Origin of the sequence: Pantoea sp. AS142 (genome assembly GCF_037152305.1) — a bacterium.
Lineage (GTDB): Bacteria > Pseudomonadota > Gammaproteobacteria > Enterobacterales > Enterobacteriaceae > Pantoea.
In genome coordinates, this window is the sequence record NZ_JBBCMO010000001.1 from 159,416 (window position 1) to 182,016 (window position 22,601).

The 22,601-nt window shown below is 54.6% G+C and carries 20 protein-coding genes and 1 other annotated feature; of the genes, 12 read left to right on the forward strand and 8 right to left on the reverse strand.

All coding sequences use genetic code 11. The annotated features are described in order from the left end of the window. Window positions 1–6: 6 nt before the first annotated feature. The 3 genes from WFO64_RS00830 to WFO64_RS00840 all read right to left on the reverse strand — a co-directional run bounded on the left by WFO64_RS00830 (window position 7) and on the right by WFO64_RS00840 (window position 4,788). Complete coding sequence (locus tag WFO64_RS00830) at window positions 7–261, reverse strand: type B 50S ribosomal protein L31 (protein ID WP_337008122.1); 255 nt, start codon at window positions 259–261, stop codon at window positions 7–9. 161 nt (window positions 262–422) lie between these two features. Then, on the reverse strand, window positions 423–3,578 hold the full coding sequence (locus WFO64_RS00835) for an efflux RND transporter permease subunit (protein WP_337008124.1): 3,156 nt from the start codon (window positions 3,576–3,578) through the stop codon (window positions 423–425). A gap of 16 nt (window positions 3,579–3,594) precedes the next feature. Next, the gene (locus WFO64_RS00840) at window positions 3,595–4,788 is read right to left on the reverse strand and encodes an efflux RND transporter periplasmic adaptor subunit (protein ID WP_337008126.1); all 1,194 of its coding nucleotides are present in this window, start codon (window positions 4,786–4,788) and stop codon (window positions 3,595–3,597) included. A gap of 142 nt (window positions 4,789–4,930) precedes the next feature. Between WFO64_RS00840 and acrR the strand changes: the two genes are divergently transcribed. Continuing rightward, window positions 4,931–5,569, forward strand: a complete 639-nt coding sequence (gene acrR, locus WFO64_RS00845) for a multidrug efflux transporter transcriptional repressor AcrR (RefSeq protein ID WP_337008128.1) — start codon at window positions 4,931–4,933, stop codon at window positions 5,567–5,569. Here acrR and rsmS read toward each other — a convergent pair. From rsmS to priC, 3 genes are read right to left on the reverse strand one after another with little or no spacing between them, the layout of a single operon-like run. Further along, window positions 5,566–5,718, reverse strand: coding sequence for a pleiotropic regulatory protein RsmS (gene rsmS / locus WFO64_RS00850; RefSeq protein ID WP_337008130.1), 153 nt, complete (start codon window positions 5,716–5,718; stop codon window positions 5,566–5,568). The two genes, acrR and rsmS, sit on opposite strands and share 4 nt — an antisense overlap. 8 nt (window positions 5,719–5,726) lie before the next feature. Then, the gene (locus WFO64_RS00855; RefSeq protein ID WP_337008132.1) at window positions 5,727–5,972 is read right to left on the reverse strand and encodes a hypothetical protein; all 246 of its coding nucleotides are present in this window, start codon (window positions 5,970–5,972) and stop codon (window positions 5,727–5,729) included. A gap of 57 nt (window positions 5,973–6,029) precedes the next feature. Next, entirely contained in the window at window positions 6,030–6,560 is a 531-nt protein-coding gene (priC, locus tag WFO64_RS00860) for a primosomal replication protein (protein WP_337008134.1), read from the reverse strand. A 57-nt stretch (window positions 6,561–6,617) separates the two neighbouring features. Here priC and WFO64_RS00865 point away from each other — a divergent pair, with 57 nt between their 5' ends. From WFO64_RS00865 to htpG, 6 genes are all read left to right on the forward strand, one after another. After that, window positions 6,618–7,007 carry a DUF454 family protein gene (locus WFO64_RS00865; protein ID WP_337008136.1) on the forward strand — a complete coding sequence of 130 codons (390 nt, stop codon included), beginning with the start codon at window positions 6,618–6,620 and terminating at the stop codon, window positions 7,005–7,007. Between the two features lie 144 nt (window positions 7,008–7,151). Further along, complete coding sequence (gene apt / locus WFO64_RS00870) at window positions 7,152–7,703, forward strand: adenine phosphoribosyltransferase (RefSeq protein WP_337008138.1); 552 nt, start codon at window positions 7,152–7,154, stop codon at window positions 7,701–7,703. Between the two features lie 154 nt (window positions 7,704–7,857). Next, window positions 7,858–9,936 carry a DNA polymerase III subunit gamma/tau gene (dnaX, locus tag WFO64_RS00875; protein WP_337008140.1) on the forward strand — a complete coding sequence of 693 codons (2,079 nt, stop codon included), beginning with the start codon at window positions 7,858–7,860 and terminating at the stop codon, window positions 9,934–9,936. After that, window positions 9,278–9,339, forward strand: a sequence feature (DnaX frameshifting element). Its footprint overlaps the gene before it by 62 nt. 55 nt (window positions 9,937–9,991) lie before the next feature. Further along, entirely contained in the window at window positions 9,992–10,324 is a 333-nt protein-coding gene (locus tag WFO64_RS00880) for a YbaB/EbfC family nucleoid-associated protein (protein ID WP_003850423.1), read from the forward strand. Further along, window positions 10,324–10,929, forward strand: a complete 606-nt coding sequence (gene recR / locus WFO64_RS00885) for a recombination mediator RecR (protein WP_337008142.1) — start codon at window positions 10,324–10,326, stop codon at window positions 10,927–10,929. Before WFO64_RS00880 ends, recR begins: the two co-directional genes overlap by 1 nt. Window positions 10,930–11,026: 97 nt before the next feature. Continuing rightward, complete coding sequence (htpG, locus tag WFO64_RS00890) at window positions 11,027–12,901, forward strand: molecular chaperone HtpG (RefSeq protein WP_337008144.1); 1,875 nt, start codon at window positions 11,027–11,029, stop codon at window positions 12,899–12,901. 266 nt (window positions 12,902–13,167) lie between these two features. Here the strand turns inward: htpG and WFO64_RS00895 are convergent, their stop codons facing one another. Further along, window positions 13,168–14,037: a LysR substrate-binding domain-containing protein gene (locus WFO64_RS00895; RefSeq protein WP_337008146.1), complete on the reverse strand. Its 870-nt coding sequence runs from the start codon at window positions 14,035–14,037 to the stop codon at window positions 13,168–13,170. 187 nt (window positions 14,038–14,224) lie between these two features. Here WFO64_RS00895 and WFO64_RS00900 point away from each other — a divergent pair, with 187 nt between their 5' ends. The 4 genes from WFO64_RS00900 (at window position 14,225) to WFO64_RS00915 (ending at window position 18,292) form a co-directional block, all read left to right on the forward strand. After that, window positions 14,225–15,067: a DUF6024 family protein gene (locus WFO64_RS00900; protein WP_337008148.1), complete on the forward strand. Its 843-nt coding sequence runs from the start codon at window positions 14,225–14,227 to the stop codon at window positions 15,065–15,067. 147 nt (window positions 15,068–15,214) lie between these two features. Beyond that, window positions 15,215–15,859 carry an adenylate kinase gene (adk, locus tag WFO64_RS00905; protein ID WP_337008150.1) on the forward strand — a complete coding sequence of 215 codons (645 nt, stop codon included), beginning with the start codon at window positions 15,215–15,217 and terminating at the stop codon, window positions 15,857–15,859. A 113-nt stretch (window positions 15,860–15,972) separates the two neighbouring features. Next, the gene (hemH, locus tag WFO64_RS00910; RefSeq protein ID WP_337008152.1) at window positions 15,973–16,932 is read left to right on the forward strand and encodes a ferrochelatase; all 960 of its coding nucleotides are present in this window, start codon (window positions 15,973–15,975) and stop codon (window positions 16,930–16,932) included. A 58-nt stretch (window positions 16,933–16,990) separates the two neighbouring features. After that, complete coding sequence (locus WFO64_RS00915; protein WP_337008154.1) at window positions 16,991–18,292, forward strand: inosine/guanosine kinase; 1,302 nt, start codon at window positions 16,991–16,993, stop codon at window positions 18,290–18,292. Window positions 18,293–18,572: 280 nt separating this feature from the next. Here the strand turns inward: WFO64_RS00915 and ybaL are convergent, their stop codons facing one another. Next, on the reverse strand, window positions 18,573–20,267 hold the full coding sequence (gene ybaL / locus WFO64_RS00920) for a YbaL family putative K(+) efflux transporter (RefSeq protein WP_337008156.1): 1,695 nt from the start codon (window positions 20,265–20,267) through the stop codon (window positions 18,573–18,575). A gap of 606 nt (window positions 20,268–20,873) precedes the next feature. Here ybaL and ushA point away from each other — a divergent pair. Further along, the gene (gene ushA, locus WFO64_RS00925) at window positions 20,874–22,589 is read left to right on the forward strand and encodes a bifunctional UDP-sugar hydrolase/5'-nucleotidase UshA (RefSeq protein ID WP_442956123.1); all 1,716 of its coding nucleotides are present in this window, start codon (window positions 20,874–20,876) and stop codon (window positions 22,587–22,589) included. The last annotated feature ends 12 nt before the right edge of the window (window positions 22,590–22,601 follow it).

Here is a 22,601-nt window from a genome sequence, read left to right on the forward strand (position 1 = left end):
TCTCCCTTATTTACGGCCAAGAAAGCGCCCGAAACGCTGGTTGAAGCGCGCGGTGCTGCCTTCTTTAGCAAAATCTTTTTGTTTGCCGGTGTAGAAAACATGCGAGGCCGACGACACATCCAGGGTGACGTAGGGCAACGTCTCGCCTTCAAACTCTACGGTGCGATCAGTTTTGATGGTCGATCCGATTTTGAACCAGACATCTGCCGATGTGTCATGGAAGACCACCTGACGATAGTGAGGATGAATATTCGCTTTCATAATACCTGTCTATGTAATGTTATAATATAACAATATTATGCGCTGCACCGGTCTGGATTGCAACTACCAGAGCGTCAGCAAAAGTGAAGAATCAGGAAAGGAGAAGGGCAGAATCGCAGGCATAAAAAAGGCCGCTTGCGCGGCCTTAGAGGAATGACAGTTTAGTGAGTCTGGTTATGCTCAACCGGATGACTGTTCCCCGGTTCCTCTTTGTTCTTACTGAAGCGGCGGCGAACCACTACGAAGAAGACCGGAACGAAGAAGATAGCCAGTGCAGTTGCGGTCACCATACCGCCGATAACACCGGTACCCACGGCGTTCTGCGAACCAGAACCGGCACCGGTACTGATCGCCAGCGGCAGTACCCCAAGGATAAACGCCAGTGAGGTCATCAGGATCGGGCGCAGACGCATACGACAGGCTTCCAGCGACGACTCAACCAGGCCTTTACCCTCTTTATCCATCAAATCTTTAGCAAATTCGACGATAAGGATGGCATTCTTCGCCGAGAGGCCAATGGTTGTCAGTAACCCCACCACGAAGTAGACGTCATTACTCAGGCCACGCAGGGTCGTGAAGATCAGTGCACCCACAACCCCCAGCGGAACAACCAACATGACCGCGAACGGAATTGACCAGCTCTCATACAGGGCCGCGAGGCAGAGGAAAACCACAATCAGCGAGATAGCGTAGAGCGCGGGGGCCTGATTACCTGACAGACGTTCCTGATAGGACATCCCCGTCCAGTCATAGCCGATACCGGCAGGCAATTTCGACGCCAGCTCTTCCATCAGGTCCATTGCCGCACCGGAGCTTTTGCCAGGTGCAGCCTGTCCCAGGATTTCCATCGCAGGCAGACCGTTGTAACGCTCAAGGCGCGGTGAACCATATTGCCATTTCGCCGAAGAGAAGGCGGAGAAGGGCACCATAGTTCCGCTGCTGTTGCGCACGTACCATTTACCAATGTCGTCTGGCAGCATGCGGGAATCCGCTTTACCCATGACGTAAACTTTCTTCACACGACCACGGTCGATGAAGTCATTGACGTAGGAACCACCCCAGGAGGCGGCCAGTGTGGTATTGATATCGCTTAACGCTACGCCCAGCGCCTGTGCTTTCTCCTGATCGATGATCAGCTTGTACTGCGGGGTATCTTCCATACCGTTAGGGCGCACCCCAACCAGCGTATCAGGATGCTGGGCAATCATGCCGAACAGTTGATTACGCGCTTCAGTCAGCTTCTCATGGCCAAGGTTGCCCTGATCGATGAGTTCAAAATCGAATCCGGTGGCATTACCCAGTTCGATAATGGCGGGCAGGTTGAATGGGATCACCATTGCATCTTTGATGGCACCCAGCGCCTGCATGGCGCGGCCAGCAATCGCCGGTACTTTCATATCGCTGCTGGTACGTTCATCCCATGGCTTCAGACTGACGAAAGCGATACCGGTGTTCTGTCCGCGACCGGCAAAACCAAAGCCGTTAACGGTGAACACCGATTTAACCGTGTCTTTCTCCTGCGTCAGGAAGTAATCAGTCACCTGATCCAGCACTTTCTGTGTACGTTCCTGCGTTGCGCCAGCAGGCAACTGCGCCTGAGCCAGCAGCAAGCCCTGGTCCTCTTCCGGTAAGAACGAAGAGGGCAGGCGCATAAACAGAAACGCCATGCCGACTACGATCACCAGGTAGATCACCATATAGCGGCCAGTACTGCGAATGATGTGGCCTACGCTATCGACATAGTGGTTGGTGCTTTTATCGAACATACGGTTAAACCAGCCGAAGAAACCGGTGGTTTTGCCGTGGTCGCCTTTTTTAACCGGCTTCAGCATAGTGGCGCAGAGCGCCGGTGTCAGAATCAATGCAACCAGTACCGACAACGCCATGGCCGAAACGATAGTGATGGAGAACTGACGGTAGATAACACCGGTCGATCCACCAAAGAACGCCATCGGGATAAATACCGCAGCCAGCACCAGGGCAATACCCACCAGCGCGCCCTGAATTTGTTCCATGGAACGCTTGGTCGCCTCTTTTGGCGGCAAGCCTTCTTCCGCCATAACGCGCTCAACGTTCTCAACCACCACGATGGCATCATCCACCAGCAAGCCGATGGCCAGAACCATTCCGAACATCGTCAGGGTGTTTATCGAATAGCCAAAGATGCTGATTACCGCGAAGGTTCCTAATAACACCACCGGTACGGCGATCGTTGGGATCAGTGTTGCACGGAAGTTCTGCAGGAACAGATACATCACCAGGAAGACCAGCACTATGGCTTCGATCAGCGTTTTCACCACTTCGAAAATGGAGATCTTAACGAACGGCGTAGTGTCGTACGGATAAACCACTTTCATGCCAGCAGGGAAAGTCGACTGCATTCTGGCCAGTTCAGCTTTCACCGCATTCGCGGTATCCAGGGCATTCGCACCGGTTGCCAGCTTGATACCGATACCGGAAGCAGGCTTGCCATTATAACGGGCAACGATCTCGTAGTTTTCAGCCCCGAGTTCAATTTTTGCCACATCACGCAGACGTACCTGCGAGCCATCTTCATTCACTTTCAGCAAAATTTTGCCGAATTCCTCAGTCGAGGTGAGACGGGTTTGCGCAATAATTGAGGCGTTAAGCTGCTGGCCCGGCACCGGCGGTGTGCCACCTAACTGACCGGCAGCGACCTGGGTGTTCTGGGTGTTCAGCGCACTGATAACATCAACCGGCGTCAGGTTGTAATTGTTGAGTTTGTGCGGATCCATCCAGATGCGCATTGCATACTGCGCACCAAACACCTGGGTATCACCAACACCTGTAGTTCGGCTCAGCGGATCTTTGATATTAGAGGAAATATAATCAGAAATATCATTCTGGGTCATATTGTCATCGTCGCTGATGAACCCCGCCACCATCAGAAAGCTATTGGACGATTTTTTAACCTGAATCCCCTGTTGCTGGACTTCCTGCGGTAACAGCGGCGTCGCCAACTGCAGTTTATTCTGCACCTGGACCTGCGCGATATCTGCATCTGTGCCTGACTCAAAGGAGATCGTCAGGGTCAGCGTACCGGATGAATCGCTGCTCGAGGACATATACATCAGTCCATCGATACCGTTCATATTCTGTTCAATGACCTGGGTCACCGAGTCCTGCAGGGTTTTAGCATCCGCACCAGGGTAGGAAGCCTGAATCTCAATTGCCGGCGGCGCAACATTAGGATATTGCTCGATCGGAAGTTTGAGAATCGACAGCGCACCGGCCAGCATGATGATGATGGCAAGGACCCACGCAAAGATGGGGCGATCGATAAAGAACTTAGCCATGAATCAACGGCTCCTGTTATGACGATGACTTGTCAGACTGCGGTTTTGAATCGGGTGCCGCTTTCGCATCGTCTGAGACTTCTTGTGGGGTAACCTGTGCGCCTTGCTTGGCGCGCTGCAGACCCGTGCTGATCACACGTTCACCCGCTTTAACACCGTCGGTGACTAACCATTTGTCGCCAATCGCCTGAGAGGTAGTGACCTGACGTGCCTCCACTTTGTTATCTGCACCGACCACCATAACCGTTGCCTGACCCGTAGGGGTACGGGTTACCGCCTGTTGTGGAATCAACAACGCATTTGGATTAGTGCCTTCATCCAGACGCGCACGAACAAACATGCCCGGTAACAGGACATGGTTCGGGTTCGGGACAATGGCGCGCAGGGTGATAGAACCTGTGGTTTCATCAACGGTGACGTCAGAGAACTCCAGCGTACCTGTTTGTGCATAGCTGCTGCCGTTCTGCATCAGTAGTGTCACGTTGGCTTTGCCATCGTTCTGCTTCAGCTGACCCGACTCCAGCTCTGAACGTAAGCGCATAAAATCTTCGCTCGACTGGGTGACGTCGACATACATCGGATCAAGTTGCTGCACGGTAGCCAGCGCAGTCGTTTGTGCGCTTTGTACCAGCGCACCTTCAGTTACCGACGATTTGCCAATACGGCCACTGATAGGCGAGGTGACTTTGGTATAAGCCAGGTTAATGCGGGCCGTTTCTACGTTGGCTTTTGCCACCTGAACCGCAGCATCATTTTGCGCGGCCGTGGCAACGGCGGTGTCGTAATCCTGCTGACTGATATATTTGGTGCCGAGCAGCGGCTTATAGCGCTTGACGGTCAGCTGAGCGATTTGTGCATTGGCCTGCGCCTGCGTTAAATCCCCTTTGGCGCTGTCGTAGGCTGCCTGGTAGGTAGCAGGATCGATCTGATAAAGAGACTGACCTGCTTTGACATCGCTGCCCTCAACAAAGTTACGCCTCAGAATGATACCGGAAACCTGCGGACGGACTTCGGCCACACGATATGCCGAGGTGCGGCCAGGTAATTCAGTCGAGATTTTCAGGGGTTCAGTTTTCAGTGTTACAACACCCACTGCTGGCGGTTGCTGGGCGGCTTGTTCGGATTTATTGTTGTCACATCCTGTTAATAAAAAGCTGCCTGATAGCATCAGGACGGCCGCCAGAGGCGATAATCCTCTGATTTTATTCATAAATAAACCTCTAGTGTCCGATATCAATTGGTTAATGGATCACAAACTGAAAAACCCATTGCTGTGTCAAGTCGCAGGTCATGCTATGGTACATACATTCACAAATGTATGTAAACTTACCTGTTTGTAAAAAAAGCCCCTTATGGCACGAAAAACCAAAGCGCAAGCACTTGAAACGCGACATCAAATTCTGGATGCCGCCATTGTTCTTTTTTCAGAACAGGGCGTTTCTGCCACTTCTCTGGCGGATATTGCAACGGCTGCCAGCGTCACGCGAGGGGCTATTTACTGGCACTTCAAAAATAAAGTCGATGTGTTACATGAAATATGGCTTCGTTGTGATGCCGGTCTGGATGATGTGGAACTTGAGTATCAGACAAATTACCCTGGTGATCCACTCTCTGTGTTGCGTGCAATGCTGGTCTATATCTTTGAAGCCACAGCAAAGGATCCGCAGCGCCGCGCTTTGATGGAAATCATTTTCCACAAATGCGAATTTGTGGGCGAAATGTCAGCACTAAAAAATATGCAGCAGAGCTTACTGCTGGAATCCTACGATAAAATCGAAGATGTCCTGCGCCAGTGTATTGAAGCCGGACAACTTCCGGACACTCTGAGCACGCGTCAGGCAGCCTTTATCCTGCGCGGTTACGTCAACGGCATGATAGAAAGCTGGCTGTTTGCACCGGATAGTTTTGATTTAGCCGGTGACGCACCTGTTCTGAGCAATGCCTTTATCGACATGCTGCGTCTCAGCCCTACGCTGACAGCCCGGCGCTAAGCAGGCTGTCGGTCACGCTTGTTCTCGAAATCGCGCTGCACGATGACCAGCGCTGAGAGCACGGTTTCCACCGGCAACTGATGCTCTTCCAGTAGCTGAATCAGATCAACGGCCAGTTTGATGTCGTCAGGGGCGTTTTCCAGAGGCATTTTTTCTCCTAAATACGTAATCGGGCCGCGACCAGTAGCATCAGCAATGCGCCAATAATCGCCATGCCCAGCGCGCCGACATGCAGCGTTGCCAGCGTGCCCAGTTCAAAGTAAGTGGCGACATAGCCGCCAATCAGAGCGCCGATCATCGACAGCGTCAGGGTCGCTATCAGGCCACCGGGTCGTCCCGGCATCAGCAAACGCTTCAGCAATCCCAGCAGTAGTCCGCATATCAGCCAGGTTAGTAAACCCATGGTTTTTCTCCGCGCAGAATCACACCCAGTATAGAAGCGCTTTTGTCACGCTGCGCTTTATTCGCTGTGCTCGCTATCGCGCAATGAAGAGGCCCATTCAACCGAGCGAATGGCCTGCCGACAGCGTGCCAGTCGTCCCTCTAACGTTTCCAGATCCTGTTTCAGCTGATGCTGTACCGCCAGCGTTTCGGCCAGCGCCAGTCGCTGCTCACGATTCTCGATCATCGCCAGCAAACGCCGTTCAAATTCACGGTACTCCTGATATTTTGTGGCGCGTGGATTAACGAGCGGCTGTTCGCGTCGGGTACGCAGCTGTTGGGTACCTGCCTCACGTTGCAGGGCGGCAATCTGATCGACCAGGCGTTCAGCCAGCCAGGCACTGCGGGCCAGATCGTGGCTGTTGTCGCACAGCCGGGCAAAGTTTTGTTCCACTTCCAGCAGGTAATCAGCCAGCCGTGTGCCTTTGGTGCGGAACAGCTGAGTGTCAAAACGAGGCAGACGGCAATATCCATCGGGATGGCGGACAATCTCCTGACGCAGGCTGATAAGGAGCTGTTGCAGGCGTTGTTCTGTAGAGATCGCACTCATCGCGTGACGCTCAATTGTGCTAACGTAAGCAAATGAGGAAAGAGCTGGGCGGCATTCATGCAACGCATTCTGTTATTAACCCTCGGCTGGCTGGCGATTGTGCTGGGGACGCTGGGCATTGTATTACCTTTATTACCCACCACGCCATTCATGCTGCTGGCCGCCTGGTGTTTTGCCCGTTCATCACCGCGTTTTCACCATTGGCTGCTGTGGAAATCGCCCTTTGGTCGTTATCTGCGTCACTGGCAACAGTATCGCGCGATGCCGCCGGGTGCGAAAGCGCGCGCTATCTGCCTGATCGTGGCGACCTTTAGTCTCTCACTCTTCCTGGTGCATCAGCTCTGGGTACGCATCATGCTGCTGATCATGCTGGCGGGGTTGCTACTGTTTATGTGGCGTATTCCGGTGGTGGCAGATGCAGCAGACGCACCACCGCCGCCGCGATAAAGTTGCATTTAGCCGGTCATTTGCTTAGATTTGGGCGTCTTCGTGCGTGGCTTCCCTTTGTGAATTGACTTCCGCTGAGCCTTTTATCAGGTATTAGCGCTTTTGAAGCTGCGCGAAACAGAATTTTTTACCAGGCGTATCATTATGACCGACACTGCGCAGCAGCTTGAATTCATTAAAAACAGCATTAAAAGTATCCCCGATTACCCCAAGCCAGGCATCCTGTTCCGTGATGTCACCAGCCTGCTGGAAGATCCCAAAGCCTATGCCGCGTCAATTGCGCTGCTGGTTGAACGTTACCGTAATAAAGGCATCACCAAAGTGGTGGGCACAGAAGCGCGCGGTTTTCTATTTGGCGCACCGGTGGCATTAGGTCTCGGCGTTGGTTTTGTACCGGTGCGTAAGCCCGGCAAACTGCCGCGTGAGGTTTACAGCGAATCCTATGCGCTGGAATACGGCACCGATCAGCTGGAATTGCACAAAGATGCTATCCAGCCAGGCGATCAGGTGCTGGTGGTTGACGACCTGCTGGCAACCGGCGGGACAATTGAAGCGACCGTTAAACTGATTCGTCGTGCAGGCGGTGATGTTAAAGACGCAGCTTTCATTATTAATCTGTTCGATCTCACCGGCGAAACCCGTCTTAATGCCCTGGGTGTTGAGAGCTATAGCCTGGTCAAATTCCCTGGTCACTAAGGCCACACTTTCGGCCTTGTCATCCGGCGAGGCCGTCACGCCGTTGGCGTCAGATAACGAGTGCCAGCCTAAAGCGTAGCTGGTAGACTACTGCAATCTTAAGGGGTTGCAGAGCGTCTGCGCTCATCTTTCCATCCAACTTCGTCGAATCCACATGAGCTATCAGGTACTTGCGCGAAAATGGCGTCCCCAGGCTTTTGCTGATGTTGTCGGTCAGGAACATGTTCTGACGGCGCTGGCGAATGGATTATCTCTGGGACGCATCCATCATGCTTATCTCTTTTCCGGCACCCGCGGCGTAGGGAAAACCACCATTGCGCGTCTGCTGGCCAAAGGCCTTAACTGCGAAACCGGTATCACTGCCACACCCTGTGGTCAGTGTGATAACTGCCGTGAAATCGAGCAGGGCCGCTTTGTCGATTTGATTGAGATTGACGCCGCATCGCGTACAAAAGTTGAAGACACCCGCGATCTGCTCGACAACGTGCAGTACGCCCCGGCGCGTGGCCGCTTCAAAGTCTATCTGATCGATGAAGTGCATATGCTGTCGCGTCACAGCTTCAATGCGCTGTTAAAGACGCTCGAAGAGCCACCTTCACACGTTAAATTCCTGCTGGCGACCACCGATCCGCAGAAACTGCCGGTGACCATTCTCTCGCGCTGTCTGCAGTTCCATCTCAAAGCGCTGGATGTTGATCAAATCCGTCAGCAGCTTGAGCATGTGCTGAAGCAGGAACAGATTGAAAGCGAAACCCGGGCGCTGCAGCTGCTGGCGCGTGCCGCCGATGGCAGTATGCGCGATGCGCTGAGTCTCACCGATCAGGCGGTTGCCATGGGGCAGGGCGCGGTGACCAGCAGCACGGTCAGCGTCATGCTCGGCACGCTGGATGATGAGCAGCCGCTCGGATTGCTGGAAGCGTTGGTTGACGGTGACGGCCAGCAGGTGATGAACCTGCTGAGCCAGGCCGCGTCACGCGGTGTTGAATGGGAGGCGCTGCTGGTAGAAATGTTGCGCTTGCTGCACCAGATTGCGATGGTTCAACTGCTGCCGACCTCGCTCAACGATGACGATGAGAGCAACGCCCTCAGGCTGCGTGAACTGGCACGCGTGGTGCCCCCCGCCGATCTGCAACTCTATTATCAGACCCTGTTGATGGGTCGCAAGGATTTGCCGATTGCGCCCGATCGTCGCATGGGGGTGGAGATGGCGCTGCTGCGCGCACTGGCGTTTCATCCCAAAGCTGCGGTGGCTGAACCCATTGCACGTCCCGCGTTAACCCAGCAGATGGCACCTGTGGTACCTGCGCAGACATCGTCGGCAGCATCTCCACCTTCACCGGTAGCACGGCAGCCGGCAGCACAGCCCGCCACACCGCCACCTGCCGCCGAAATGCCGCAAACAGAGTTGCCTGTAGCGCAGCGGACTCAACATCAGATGTCTGGGCCGCAGAATGTTGCCGCTCAGCCGCAGATGGCCGCGCCCGATCCTGCCCCGCAGAGTTCACCGCCGCCGGATGACCCCGCACTCTCCAGTTCAACCAGTCAGCTCCTGCAGGCGCGCACTCAGTTGTTGCGTCAGGGAGCGAACAAGCCAAAAAAGAGTGAGCCGGCAGCGCCAGGTGCGCGGCCGGCCAACTCTGCGCTAGAGCGGCTGGCCTCAGTCACCGAGCGCAGTCAGCAGCGTATCCGCGATCGCGATCCTGCCGCTCCGGTAAAAGAGGAAGCGTACCGCTGGAAAGCGGTAAATCAGCCGGTTGAAGTGGCGGAGCCGGTGGCGACACCAAAGGCCTTGCGTTCTGCTCTGGAGCATGAGAAAACCCCTGAGCTGGCGGCGCGTCTGGCCGAAGAAGCGCAACAGCGCGATTCCTGGGCTGCAGAGATTGCGACCCTGCCGCTGCCGAAACTGGTGCAGCAGCTGGCGTTAAATGCCTGGAAAGAGACCACCGAAAGCGGGGTCTGCCTGCATTTGCGTAGTAGCCAGCGTCACCTTAATTCACCATCGGCACAGCAGGTGTTAAGCGATGCGTTGAGTCAGCGTGCCGGGCAGAGAGTTGAACTCTCGGTAGTTGAAGACGATAATTCATCGGTGTTGACGCCATTAGAATGGCGTCAGGCCATTTACGAAGAGAAACTGGCGCAGGCGCGTCAGTCGATCACCTGTGATACCCACATCCAGACGCTACAGCGATTTTTTGATGCCGATCTGGATGAGGAGAGTATCCGACCTGTTTGAACACGCTACTGCTATTTTAACAATAGCGCTGTAGCCTCAGCTGAGAGAGAAAACTATGTTTGGTGGTAAAGGCGGATTGGGCAACCTGATGAAACAGGCCCAGCAGATGCAGGACAAAATGGCCAAGGTTCAGGAAGAGATCGCCGCGATTGAAGTGACCGGTGAATCGGGTGCTGGCCTGGTAAAAGTTACCATTAATGGCGCGCACAACTGTCGTCGCGTGGAAGTCGATCCCAGCCTGCTGGAAGATGATAAAGATATGCTGGAAGATCTGATTGCGGCAGCATTCAATGATGCTGCACGTCGCATTGATGAAACCCAGAAAGAGAAGATGGCTTCCGTTTCCTCAGGCATGCAGTTGCCACCAGGCTTTAAGATGCCGTTCTGATGCAAACCAGCCCACTGCTTGAATCATTGATGGAGTCGCTGCGCTGTCTGCCCGGCGTTGGGCCGAAGTCGGCACAGCGCATGGCGTTTCAGTTGCTGCAGCGCGATCGCAGCGGGGGCATGCGGCTGGCGCAGGCGCTAACCCGGGCTATGTCGGAGATTGGTCACTGTGCCGATTGCCGGACATTCACCGAGCAGGAAATTTGCACCATCTGCGCCAATCCACGGCGTCAGCAAAATGGTCAAATCTGCGTGGTGGAAAGCCCGGCGGATATCCATGCCATTGAGCAAACCGGCCAGTTTGGCGGTCGCTACTTTGTGCTAATGGGCCATCTCTCGCCGCTCGACGGAATCGGCCCGACTGATATCGGTCTGAATCGTCTGGAGCAGCGACTGGAGAGTGAAACCCTACAGGAAGTGATCCTCGCCACTAACCCAACGGTGGAAGGCGAGGCGACCGCAAACTACATTGCGCAACTCTGTGGTCAGTATGGCGTGGACGCCAGCCGTATCGCTCATGGCGTGCCGGTGGGTGGTGAGCTGGAGATGGTTGATGGCACCACGCTCTCCCATTCACTGGCAGGTCGCCAGAAGTTTAAATTTTAATCACTTGCCGGTGTTGTGACAGATGCCGGCTTGAAAATCTCCCCGTCATCCCCACATCAACCTCAACGTTTGTTCAACTTATTTTGTTGAGGTAGTAATGACCATGAAAGGACAAGAGACCCGTGGCTTTCAGTCGGAAGTAAAACAACTTCTGCATCTTATGATCCATTCTCTCTATTCAAACAAAGAAATTTTCCTGCGTGAGCTGATCTCCAACGCCTCGGATGCGGCAGACAAACTGCGCTTCCGCGCCCTGTCAGATTCCAGCCTTTACGAAGGTGATGGCGAGCTGCGTGTTCGTCTCTCTGTTGATAAGGAAAACCGTACCCTGACGCTCAGCGACAACGGTATCGGTATGCGTCGCGATGAGGTCATTGAGAACCTCGGGACTATCGCCAAATCGGGCACCAAATCTTTCCTTGAATCACTGGGCTCCGATCAGGCTAAAGATAGCCAGCTGATCGGTCAGTTCGGTGTTGGTTTCTACTCCGCATTTATCGTGGCGGATAAAGTCACGGTGCGAACTCGTGCAGCGGGTGCGTCAGCGGATGAAGGCGTGTTCTGGGAATCAGCGGGCGAGGGCGAATATACCCTGGCAGAGATCGAGAAAGCCGATCGCGGCACCGAGATTATCCTGCATCTGCGCGAAGGTGAGGATGAGTTCCTGGATGCATGGCGCGTACGCAACATCATCAGCAAATATTCCGATCACATCGCGCTGCCGGTTGAGATCGAGAGCAAAGATGAAGAGAGCGATGCGACTCACTGGGAGAAGATCAACAAAGCCCAGGCGCTGTGGACCCGCAACAAGTCTGAGATTAGCGACGAAGAGTACAACGAGTTCTACAAGCATATCGCCCACGATTTCACGGATCCGGTCGCCTGGAGCCACAATCGGGTGGAAGGTAAGCAGGAATATACCAGCTTGCTGTACATTCCGGCTCGTGCGCCATTCGATATGTGGAACCGCGATCAGAAACATGGCCTGAAACTCTACGTGCAGCGCGTCTTTATCATGGATGACGCTGAGCAGTTCATGCCGAACTACCTGCGCTTTGTGCGTGGCCTGATTGACTCCAATGATCTGCCGCTTAACGTTTCCCGTGAGATCCTGCAGGATAGCCGGGTGACGCAAAGCCTGCGCGCTGCGCTGACCAAGCGTACTCTGCAGATGCTGGAAAAACTGGCGAAAGATGACAGCGAAAAATACCAGACTTTCTGGAAAGAGTTTGGTCTGGTGTTGAAAGAGGGACCCGCGGAAGATCATGCTAATCAGGAAGCGATTGCTAAGCTGCTTCGTTTTGCCACCACCCAAAGTGACGGCGCGGCGCAGACCATTTCGCTGGAAGATTACGTCAGCCGCATGGTAGAAGGTCAGGAGAAGATTTACTACATCACGGCTGACAGCTATGCCGCCGCGAAGAGCAGCCCGCATCTGGAGCTGTTCCGCAAAAAAGGCATTGAGGTGCTGCTGCTTTCCGATCGCATCGACGAATGGATGATGAGCTACCTTACTGAGTTTGATGGTAAAACCTTCCAGTCAGTCAGCAAAGCGGATGAATCGCTGAGCCAGCTGGCGGATGAAGAGACCGAAGAGCAGAAAGAGGCGGAAAAAGCGCTGGAGCCTTTTGTTGAGCGGGTGAAAAACCTGCTGGGCGAACGGGTGAAAGAGGTGCGTCTGACGCATCGCCTGACCGATACCCCGGCTATTGTTACCACCGATGCCAATGAGATGACCACGCAGATGGCGAAGCTGTTTGCGGCGGCCGGACAGGAAGTGCCGGAAGTGAAGTATCTGTTCGAAATCAACCCGGATCATCCACTGGTGAAACGGGTTGCTGATACTCAGGATGAAGCACGCTTCGGTGAATGGATTGAACTGTTGCTGGATCAGGCTTTGTTGGCTGAGCGCGGCACGCTGGACGATCCTAACCAGTTTATCCGTCGCATGAACCAGTTGCTGAGCGAATAACGGTAACAGGCCGGTGGTTTTCACCGGCCTGACGCTGGTTGTGCAGTGCTGGCTCAGGGAGCATATGTCCTCTGCAAAGACGCAAAAGCCGCCTTCTCTGGCGGGCTATTCGTAGTCCGCGCTGCTTTGCACCCGGCATAAGCTCCCATCGCTTTGATTTTGGAGCCGTCTGTCTGACCCTGTTCACCCTTAATGTCGAGCAAGTTTACGCCGTTAAAAGCATAGAGTTTTCAGCAGTCTGAAACCGGTGATCATCACCGGCTTTTTTATGGCTGTGCGGCATCCTGCAGCCAGTTACGAAACAAACTAATCTCCATATCGTGACGACGGCTCTGCTTCGTCATCATCCACGTCGCTCGCTCCACACGTACAAAGCCCAGTGGGGCGATCAGGGTGCCATCTTCCAGCTCCTGGCGTACCAGCAAACGGGGTGCCATTAAAACGCCAAGGCCGTTTCGTGCCGCCTGAATGCCTAGCGTCAAACTCTCGAAATGCTTGCCACTGTTAAAGTGGCCACTAACACCCGCTGTTGCTGCCCACTCTGACCAGGCATGCAGCCGCGTATCCGCATGCAGCAAGGGCATTGTTGCCAGATCCTCACCGGCTTGCAGCTGCGAGGCAAAGTGAGGGGCGCAGAGCGGTCCAATCTCATCTTCGCTGACCAGGGTCGCGTCTATACCGGGTTCAGGGCGTTCACCCTGACTGAGGATCAGTACATCCACATGTTCGCTGCGCAGTTGTGGGACCTGTGTTAGTGGCTGAAAGTGAACTTCAATCTCTGGATAACGTTGATAAAAGCTGGCGATACGGGGAATCAGCCACTGTGCCAAAAAACTGGGGGCGCAGGAGATCCGAATCTGCTGAGGCAGGCCGGTGCGAATGTTTTCGCAACTGCTACGTAACTCACTGAATGCCTGCTGACAGCTCAGTAGCAGGCGATCGCCATGTGAAGTCAATTTAACGCGACCATTACTGCGGACAAAAAGCGGTTTGCCCATCCAGCTCTCCAGCTGACGAATCTGGTGGCTGATGGCGCTGTGCGTGACATGCAGATGTTCAGCCGCCGCACTAAAGCTGCTGTGCAAGGCTGCATGGTGAAAATAGTGCAGCGCTCTCAGTGGCGGCAGACCGTTCATCCTCATTTCCTGTGCAAAAAACTAACAGGGATTGTCAATTTATATCATTTTAAAGTCCAGCCGTATTGACCTACTTTATAGGGCAGATTCTGGCGGGTTGACTCAGCTTTATATTTGTGATTTTCCATGGATATTCCGCCTCGCTCAACCTGCGCTAACGCCGCACATTCTTTGAAGCGAGACAACCATGGCTCACGGTCCATTATCCTCTGAAACGTCAGCAGAGGCGCGCCATCGGTTACGCCTGGCGCTTTCACGTTTTTACAGGCTGGAGACGTTCGATCTCTTCTTCGCGCCCTCGATGCATGTGGCGAAGGTCCTTCTTTCCCAGCTCTTTCTGCGGCAGGAGCAGGCTCGCAATCAGAACCGTTACGCCTCGCACTATCCCGTCACCGAACTCAACAACCTGCCAGCGGTTCCGCTAATAGCGGGCAGCATTATGCTGGTACCGCATGTCGAATTGCCCCATGGCCGCGTGCGTCCGCTGCGGGATTGCCAGAATCAGGGCGTGACAGAGGCGAGCGAGAGTTTTGCCAGTGTGCTGCACCAGAAATTGATCGACGAAGCCCATCTGTTTGTCACCCGACTGGATCGCCACGCCGAGATCTGTAGCGATCTGGTGCTGGTGGCATTACGGACTCACGACTTCAGTACGCTGGTGCGAAGCGAACTGCGCCTGTTTGAACAGGGGTTGAGCCTGACCGCCACAGACGAGGCTCTGCGCCGCTTCAACGATCCGCAGTGGCGACCCTACAATACCGCCACCGTCGATGCGCTTTCCCTGTCAGGCCCGCTGCCGCTAAACTCCTGTCATCAGCCTGGACTGCCGTTTGCCAGCTTTCACATCCCGGCCTCCGTGATCTCTGCGCTGTCAGATGCCGAAGATGTGGTGAAATGGCCGCAGCAGGCGCGGCTGCTGCTCAAGGCTAATGTGCGCGGCAGCGGCCAAAAAAGTGTGAATATGTCGAATCATCTGAGCCTGCGACTGCAATCCCTGCTCAGTGCAGGCGGTAAATCTGAAAAAACGTGAGGCAGGCCAGCCGGGTCGGATTCAGGGCCATAATGCCAGTAAAGTTGCCCTGAGCGATCGGCGCCCTTCCTTGTGATGAGCGGGTCATAATGGTATGTTCTTCGGCTTCTAAGATAGATCAATGCGATTCGCAAGGGGATTTACGCAATGCGTATTATTCTGCTCGGTGCTCCGGGCGCAGGTAAGGGGACTCAGGCCCAATTCATCATGGAGAAGTATGGCATTCCGCAAATCTCCACTGGCGATATGTTGCGTGCAGCAGTAAAAGCAGGCAGCGAGCTGGGCAACCAGGCCAAAGCCATCATGGATGCTGGCAAACTGGTGACCGATGAGCTGGTAATTGCGCTGGTCAAAGAGCGTATCACTCAGGAAGACTGCAAAAACGGTTTCCTGCTGGACGGTTTCCCGCGCACCATTCCTCAGGCAGATGCAATGAAAGAGGCCGGGATCACGGTTGATCACGTGCTGGAGTTCGCTGTACCGGACGAATTGATCGTTGAACGTATCGTGGGTCGTCGTGTTCACACGCCATCTGGCCGCGTTTATCACGTCACTTTTAATCCACCGAAAGTGGAAGGCAAAGATGATCTGACCGGCGAAGCGCTGACCACGCGTAAAGACGATCAGGAAGAGACCGTGCGTAAGCGCCTGGTGGAGTATCATCAGATGACCGCGCCGTTGATTGCTTATTACAGCAAAGAAGCGGAAGCGGGCAATACCGCCTATCACAAAATCGATGGTACCCGTAAGGTGACCGAAGTCAGTGCCGAGCTGGCTAAGATTCTGGGCTAGGCTCAAAGGGGCTGGTATTACTGGCCCCTTTTGCAGTAATTGCTTTTACCTCCCACTAATTCCGCTACAATTTCCCTGTTTTCACGCATCCCCGTTGTTATCAAGGAACTCCAATGAGGCAAGATAAGCCCGGCGTGTTACTGGTTAATTTAGGTACGCCAGACGCGCCCACCACACCTGCTGTTAAACGTTATCTGAAACAGTTTTTAAGCGATCCTCGCGTGGTCGATACGCCCCGCTGGCTCTGGTGGCCGATTCTCAATGGTGTCATTCTGCCGTTTCGCTCGCCGCGCGTGTCTAAGCTCTACGCATCCGTCTGGATGGAAGGCGGCTCACCGCTGCTGGTTTACAGCCAGCGTCAGCGCGACGCCCTGGCGGCACGTGTCGATATGCCCGTTGAGCTGGGCATGAGTTACGGTAATCCCAGCCTGAAAAGCGCGGTGGATAAGCTGATGGCACAGGGCGTGACCCGTCTGATTGTGCTGCCACTCTATCCGCAATTTTCCTGCTCCACCGTGGCAGCGGTTTGGGATGGCCTGACCGCGGTATTCAAAGATTACCGTTCGTTGCCCGATGTACAGTTTATTCGCGACTACGCTGAGCATCCGGCCTATATCGCCGCGCTGAAAGCGTCAGTGGAGCGATCTTTTCAACAGCATGGCCAGCCCGATCTGCTGGTGATGTCGTTCCACGGCATTCCGCAGCGTTTTGCCAACGAAGGTGATGACTATCCGCAGCGCTGTGCCGACACCGCGGCGGCGCTGACCAAAGCGCTGGGTCTGCGTGACGATCAGTTTATGATGACCTTCCAGTCGCGTTTTGGTCGCGAGCCCTGGCTGATGCCTTATACCGACAAAACCATGGAGAGCCTGCCCGCCAAAGGGATCAAGCACGTTCAGGTGATGAGTCCGGGCTTCTCGTCTGACTGCCTGGAGACGCTGGAGGAGATCAGCGGTGAAAACTGCGAAATCTTCATGCATGCGGGCGGGGAGAAGTTTGAGTATATCCCTGCGCTGAACGCCGATGAGGCGCATATCGACATGATGGTGCAACTGGTCGACGCACGCCGTTAAAGCGCAGGCGGAGAGTGTGATATCATTCTCCGCCTGTTTTCCCAGACGGCACCTTCCGATGAAATTTCCCGGCAAACGCAAATCCAAACACTACTTTCCTGTCAGCGCACGCGATCCCTTGTTACAGCCCGCTCAACACGACATTGATGCAGGCAGTTGGGTAGTGGGTATTGATCAGACGCTGGTGGATATCGAAGCAAAAGTCGATGACGCTTTTCTCGCACGTTATAGCCTGAGTGCCGGGCACTCGCTGGTCATCGATAATGCCGTCGCGGAAGCGTTGTACAACGAGTTGATGCGGGATGCACTGATCACTCATCAGTTTGCGGGTGGCACCATCGGTAACACACTGCATAATTTCTCGGTGCTGGCCGATGACCGCTCTGTGCTGCTGGGCGTCATGTGCAACAACATCCAGATTGGCGGCTACGCCTATCGCTACCTTTGTAATACGTCCAGCCGGGTCGATCTTAACTATCTGCAGGGCGTAGATGGCGCCATTGGTCGTTGCTTTACGCTGATTGGTGAACATGGCGAGCGAACCTTTGCTATCAGTCCGGGACAGATGAACCAGCTGCATCCGGATAATGTGCCGGAAGAGGTGATTGCCGGAGCTTCTGCGCTGGTGCTGACCTCCTATCTGGTGCGCTGTGCCGAAGGTGAACCCATGCCGCAGGCGACGTTACGGGCGATTGAGTATGCCAAACGCCATAATGTGCCGGTGGTGCTGACATTGGGCACCAAACATGTGATTGGTGACAATCCTCAGTTCTGGCGTGAATTCCTGCGCGAACATGTCAGCATTGTCGCGATGAATGAAGAGGAAGCGCTGGCGCTGACCGGCGAAGCCGATCCACTGCTCTCAGCCAACATGGCGCTGGATTGGGTAGACCTGGTGCTGTGTACCGCTGGCCCGATTGGGCTTTATATGGCGGGTTACACCGAAGAAGAGTTCAAACGCAAAACCAACCATCCGCTGCTGCCTGGCGCGATTGCTGAATTCAACCAGTATGAGTTCAGCCGCGTGATGCGCCAGCAGGATTGCCAGCAGCCGCTGCGTATCTTCTCGCACATCGCGCCTTATATGGGCGGGCCGGAAAAGATTATGAACACCAACGGCGCTGGAGATGGTGCGCTGGCAGCGTTACTACACGACATTACCGCTAATAACTATCACAGCCTGAATGTGCCGAACTCAAGCAAACACGCGCGCCCGTATCTGACCTATTCATCACTGGCGCAGGTGTGTAAGTATGCCAGCCGCGTCAGCTATCAGGTGCTGAATCAGCATTCGCCGCGTTTAACCCATGGCCTGCCGGAGCGGGAAGACAGTCTGGAAGAGTCTTACTGGGATCGCTAAAGCTGGCAGCGTCAAAGCGTACAAATGGCCCTTCTGAACAGAAGGACCTTAGGGTATGGCAATGTCTGGTTTTGGTAGCGGTAAAATCGCGTTGGCGAAAGGAACAGGGTCAGGTCGGAAAGTCGCTTAACCCATCCCTTGCCGCTCGTCCCACGCTGTCCCTGGCGCGGGACGCTTTCCTGCTCTGCCCGTGTTTCCTGCCCATCGGGTTTATTCGCTGCGGCAAAATTCCCCCTGATTCAGGTGTGTCAGCTGTCTGCCAGGCCCCTTTGAACAAGAATCAGCGCACGACATCGCACGGCTGTAAATGTTCGCCCTGCATCATCTCATCCTGCAGGATTTGCAGCATACTGCTGGCAATCTCACGTTCCCCCATCACGACGCGGGTGGCACCACGTTCCATGATGTACTCCACTTCATCGTCATAGTGGGCGCGGGCGATAATCTCGATATTCTGATGTTTTTCACGCGCCGCCGTCACCACTTCACCTGCTTCATAGCCGTTCGGGATAGTCAGTAACAGCCAGCGGGCGCAATCCAGCCGCGCCAGTTCCATGGTCTCAGCCCGTGCTGCATTGCCCAGCACGGCTTTTATGCCTTGCTCACGCAGCGCTTCAACGCGTGTACGGGAATTTTCAACTACCACCAACGGGACATTGGCCTCAAGAAGCTTCTGACCAATCAGGCTGCCAACACGGCCGTAGCCCACAATCACCGCGTGATTGCAGAAATCGACCGGGATCTGCTTCTCTTCTTCAATCGCCTCTTCCAGCGTCTGCTCTTCCATGGTCTCTGTTTTCGCCAGGAAACGCTCCAGCAGGGTAAACAGAATCGGGTTAAGCATAATCGACAGGATGGCTGCCGCCAGCACCAGGTTGCGACCCTCATCACTCAGCAGGCCCAGCGAGATACCCAGACCGGCCAGAATAAAGGCGAACTCGCCAATCTGCGCCAGGCTGACCGAAATCGTTAATGCGGTACGGCGGGAGTGGCCCAGCAGCGTCACCAGTAGCCAGGCGGCCACGGATTTTCCGACCACGATAATCACCAGCGCGCCCAGCACCGCCAGCGGCTGTGTTACCAGAATTGACGGGTCAAACAGCATGCCGACCGAAACAAAGAACAGCACGGCAAACGCATCACGCAATGGCAGAGTATCCCGTGCGGCTCGGTGGCTCAGCTCCGACTCGTTTAGCACCATACCGGCAAAGAAAGCGCCCAGCGCAAACGAAACATCAAAGAATTCAACCGCACCGAAGGCGATACCCAGCGCCAGCGCTAATACCGCCAGCGTAAACAGCTCACGCGAACCGGTGGCGGCGCTGCGGGCGAGGATCCAGGGCACGGCTCGGCGTCCTACCACCATCATCAGCACCATAAAGGCGGCCACTTTGCCGATGGTCCACAGCAGGTCCCAGGCCAGCAGTCCGGCGCTGGCGTTGCCCTGTTCCATCATGCCGGCAATTGCAGGCAGCAGCACTAGCGTCAGCACCATTACCAGATCTTCAACAATCAGCCAGCCAATCGCAATTTGCCCGCGCTGGCTATCGATCAGCTGTCGCTCCTCTAACGCGCGCAGTAACACCACGGTACTGGCGGTAGAAAGGCAGAGACCAAACACCAGTCCGGTCATCCATGACCACCCCAGCGTCCATGACAATCCCATTCCCAGTAACGTCGCGACCGCAATCTGTGCGATGGCCCCGGGAATAGCGATCGACTTTACCGACATGAGATCTTTCATTGAGAAGTGCAGGCCGACACCAAACATCAGCAGAATAACGCCGAGTTCTGCCAGTTCAGGGGCCAAATTGGTATCTGCAACAAAGCCGGGGGTGAAGGGACCCGCCAGCACGCCTGCCATCAGATAGCCCACGAGGGGGGAGATACGCAGGCGGTTCGCCAACATCCCAAGGAGAAATGCCAGAACCAGGGCCCCGACAATGGTAGTGATCAACGGTGTGGTGTGATGCATGCCAGTCTCCTTGTATGCAAATGTATCCGCTTGTAACAAATGAGTTTAATGCAAAATCTACTCTTCCGCTGAGCAATTTGCGGGAATACCCTAAAAAAATAGGAAAAAAAGAGAAATATGCAATCGGAAGTCCATTTTTGCTCATTATCCACAATGTCGGCTGATTTGGCGCTTTAATCAGGAAAGGATAAATAAAAATTAGTATCTCTAAATGCCATAGGGGTGACACGAATAAGGGTTAAATGTGTGCACAGAGAGGTTAAAGCGCGTCAGCGTGACTTTTGCAGGGGTAAACAATTAGTTAACAACATCGTTGACTGCCTGTTTTTGCTGATTCAGCAGAAACAAGCCCGCCCCTGGCGTGGTAGTTCGCTAGTGTGCTGGTGTCGCCTTGCCTGTGCTGACGCGCTCAGCAACGGCGGACCAGAAATAAAAAGAGAGGACAACTCTGGCAGGCTGATGTGTGTTGGCCTTGAGTTCGCCGGGGGAATGTGCGACACAGTGGGGCAAACCGGCAGAAAAATCGGGCCAGACGGCAAATTAAGGAGAATCACAGTGTTGTTATCAAAATGGACAGGGGCGGGTGTGGCGTTACTAGCGGCTTTGATGCCGCTGTTTTCACAGGCCGCCGAGGCCGATCGCACCTATCGTTTCAGCCTGCTGCACACCAACGATGAACATGGTCATTTCTGGTTTAATGAACAGGAAGAATATGGTCTGGCGGCGCAGAAAACGCTAATGGATACGATGCGCTACGATGTTCAGGCCAGAGGCGGCGGCGCATTGATTCTCTCGGCTGGTGATGTGAACACGGGCGTGCCAGAATCCGACGAGCTGGACGCTGAACCCGATTTTCGCGCGATGAACCTGATTGGCTATGATGCCATGGCGCTGGGCAATCATGAGTTCGACAAACCGATCGCGGTCCTGCGTAAGCAGGAGAAGTGGGCGCGATTCCCGCTGCTGGCCGCCAACATTTATCACAAAAGTACCGGTCAGCGCCTGTTCAAACCCTGGGTGGTATTCAACCGCCTCGGACTGAAAATTGCAGTGGTCGGACTGATCACACCGGACACCGCGAAATTGGCCAATCCGGCGGATCTGACAGAGACAGAGTTCCGCGATCCCATTGTGGAAGCAGTGAAGGCCGTTGCCGAACTGCGCGCCACAGAGAAGCCGGACGTGATTGTTGCGCTGACCCACCTGGGCCACTATGACGACGGAAAACATGGCAGTAACGGCATTGATGATGTCACCCTGGCGCGTAGCCTGCCTGCCGGAACGATCAATCTGATTGTCGGGGGGCATTCGCATGACGCGGTTTGTATGGAAAAAGAGAACGTCAGCGTAAAAAATTATCAGCCCGGTCAGCCGTGTCAGCCTGATAAGCAAAACGGAATCTGGATCATGCAGGCCGACAAGTGGGGTAAATATGTCGGACGCGGCGACTTTACCTTCCGTAATGGTCAGGTGATGCTGGAGGCTTATCAGCTAGTGCCGGTCAACCTCAAACATCAGGTAAAAAATGCTGATGGCAGCAAAACCTGGCTCACCTGGCAGGAAGAGATACCGAAAAACACCGCCATGATGAAGCTGCTGATGCCGTTCCAGAAACGGGCAGAGGCGAAGTTAACCGTGAATGTCGGCAGCGTCGACGGCAACTTCAGCGGTGAAAAAGAGCAGGTTCGCTTTGAGCAGACTAATCTCGGCCAGCTGATTCTGCGCGCCCAGATGGCGCACACTAAAGCAGATTTTGCGGTGATGAGCGGCGGTGGTATTCGTACCTCGCTGAAATCGGGTAAGCTGAGCTGGCGTGACCTGCTGCAGGTCCAGCCGTTTGGCAATCAGGTGGTCTCGGTCAGCCTGACCGGGGCGGAGATCAAAAAATATCTGGATGTGGTCGCCAATATTCAGCCTGACTCAGGCGGCTACGCTCAGTTTGCCGGTATCAGCCTGACCGCCGACGGTAAACACGTCAGTGATGTCAGCATTAACGGTAAACCGCTTCAGGAGATGCAGCACTATCGTATGGCGACCAACAGCTTCAATGCCGCTAGCGGCGACGGCTATCCGCGCCTGGATAATCATGCGGGTTATCTCAATAGCGGGGCAGTGGATGCGCAGGTGTTGCGTGACTGGATCAGGACGCATTCGCCGGTTAAAGCCAGCGACTATCAGCCGAAAGGGCAGATTGTGCATTTGAACGAAGAGCAGATCCGGGCGCGGGATGACGCGGCGGAAAAAGTGCATAAGCGTAACTATCCAAAAATGATTCTGGCGTGGATCTGGCCGTGGAAGAACGACACAGCTGCCACGCATTGAACTCACCGGGAG

Bases quoted from the DNA above. Each gene is read 5' to 3' on its own strand.
- ushA (WP_442956123.1), top strand. From the start codon at position 20,874: ATGCCGCTGTTTTCACAGGCCGCCGAGGCCGATCGCACCTATCGTTTC.
- WFO64_RS00840 (WP_337008126.1), bottom strand. From the start codon at position 4,788: ATGAATAAAATCAGAGGATTATCGCCTCTGGCGGCCGTCCTGATGCTA.
- priC (WP_337008134.1), bottom strand. From the start codon at position 6,560: ATGAGTGCGATCTCTACAGAACAACGCCTGCAACAGCTCCTTATCAGC.
- WFO64_RS00855 (WP_337008132.1), bottom strand. From the start codon at position 5,972: ATGGGTTTACTAACCTGGCTGATATGCGGACTACTGCTGGGATTGCTG.
- htpG (WP_337008144.1), top strand. From the start codon at position 11,027: ATGACCATGAAAGGACAAGAGACCCGTGGCTTTCAGTCGGAAGTAAAA.
- WFO64_RS00915 (WP_337008154.1), top strand. From the start codon at position 16,991: ATGAAATTTCCCGGCAAACGCAAATCCAAACACTACTTTCCTGTCAGC.
- WFO64_RS00895 (WP_337008146.1), bottom strand. From the start codon at position 14,037: ATGAACGGTCTGCCGCCACTGAGAGCGCTGCACTATTTTCACCATGCA.
- WFO64_RS00830 (WP_337008122.1), bottom strand. From the start codon at position 261: ATGAAAGCGAATATTCATCCTCACTATCGTCAGGTGGTCTTCCATGAC.
- ybaL (WP_337008156.1), bottom strand. From the start codon at position 20,267: ATGCATCACACCACACCGTTGATCACTACCATTGTCGGGGCCCTGGTT.
- apt (WP_337008138.1), top strand. From the start codon at position 7,152: ATGACCGACACTGCGCAGCAGCTTGAATTCATTAAAAACAGCATTAAA.
- WFO64_RS00900 (WP_337008148.1), top strand. From the start codon at position 14,225: ATGGCTCACGGTCCATTATCCTCTGAAACGTCAGCAGAGGCGCGCCAT.
- rsmS (WP_337008130.1), bottom strand. From the start codon at position 5,718: ATGCCTCTGGAAAACGCCCCTGACGACATCAAACTGGCCGTTGATCTG.
- WFO64_RS00880 (WP_003850423.1), top strand. From the start codon at position 9,992: ATGTTTGGTGGTAAAGGCGGATTGGGCAACCTGATGAAACAGGCCCAG.
- dnaX (WP_337008140.1), top strand. From the start codon at position 7,858: ATGAGCTATCAGGTACTTGCGCGAAAATGGCGTCCCCAGGCTTTTGCT.
- WFO64_RS00835 (WP_337008124.1), bottom strand. From the start codon at position 3,578: ATGGCTAAGTTCTTTATCGATCGCCCCATCTTTGCGTGGGTCCTTGCC.
- recR (WP_337008142.1), top strand. From the start codon at position 10,324: ATGCAAACCAGCCCACTGCTTGAATCATTGATGGAGTCGCTGCGCTGT.
- hemH (WP_337008152.1), top strand. From the start codon at position 15,973: ATGAGGCAAGATAAGCCCGGCGTGTTACTGGTTAATTTAGGTACGCCA.
- WFO64_RS00865 (WP_337008136.1), top strand. From the start codon at position 6,618: ATGCAACGCATTCTGTTATTAACCCTCGGCTGGCTGGCGATTGTGCTG.
- adk (WP_337008150.1), top strand. From the start codon at position 15,215: ATGCGTATTATTCTGCTCGGTGCTCCGGGCGCAGGTAAGGGGACTCAG.
- acrR (WP_337008128.1), top strand. From the start codon at position 4,931: ATGGCACGAAAAACCAAAGCGCAAGCACTTGAAACGCGACATCAAATT.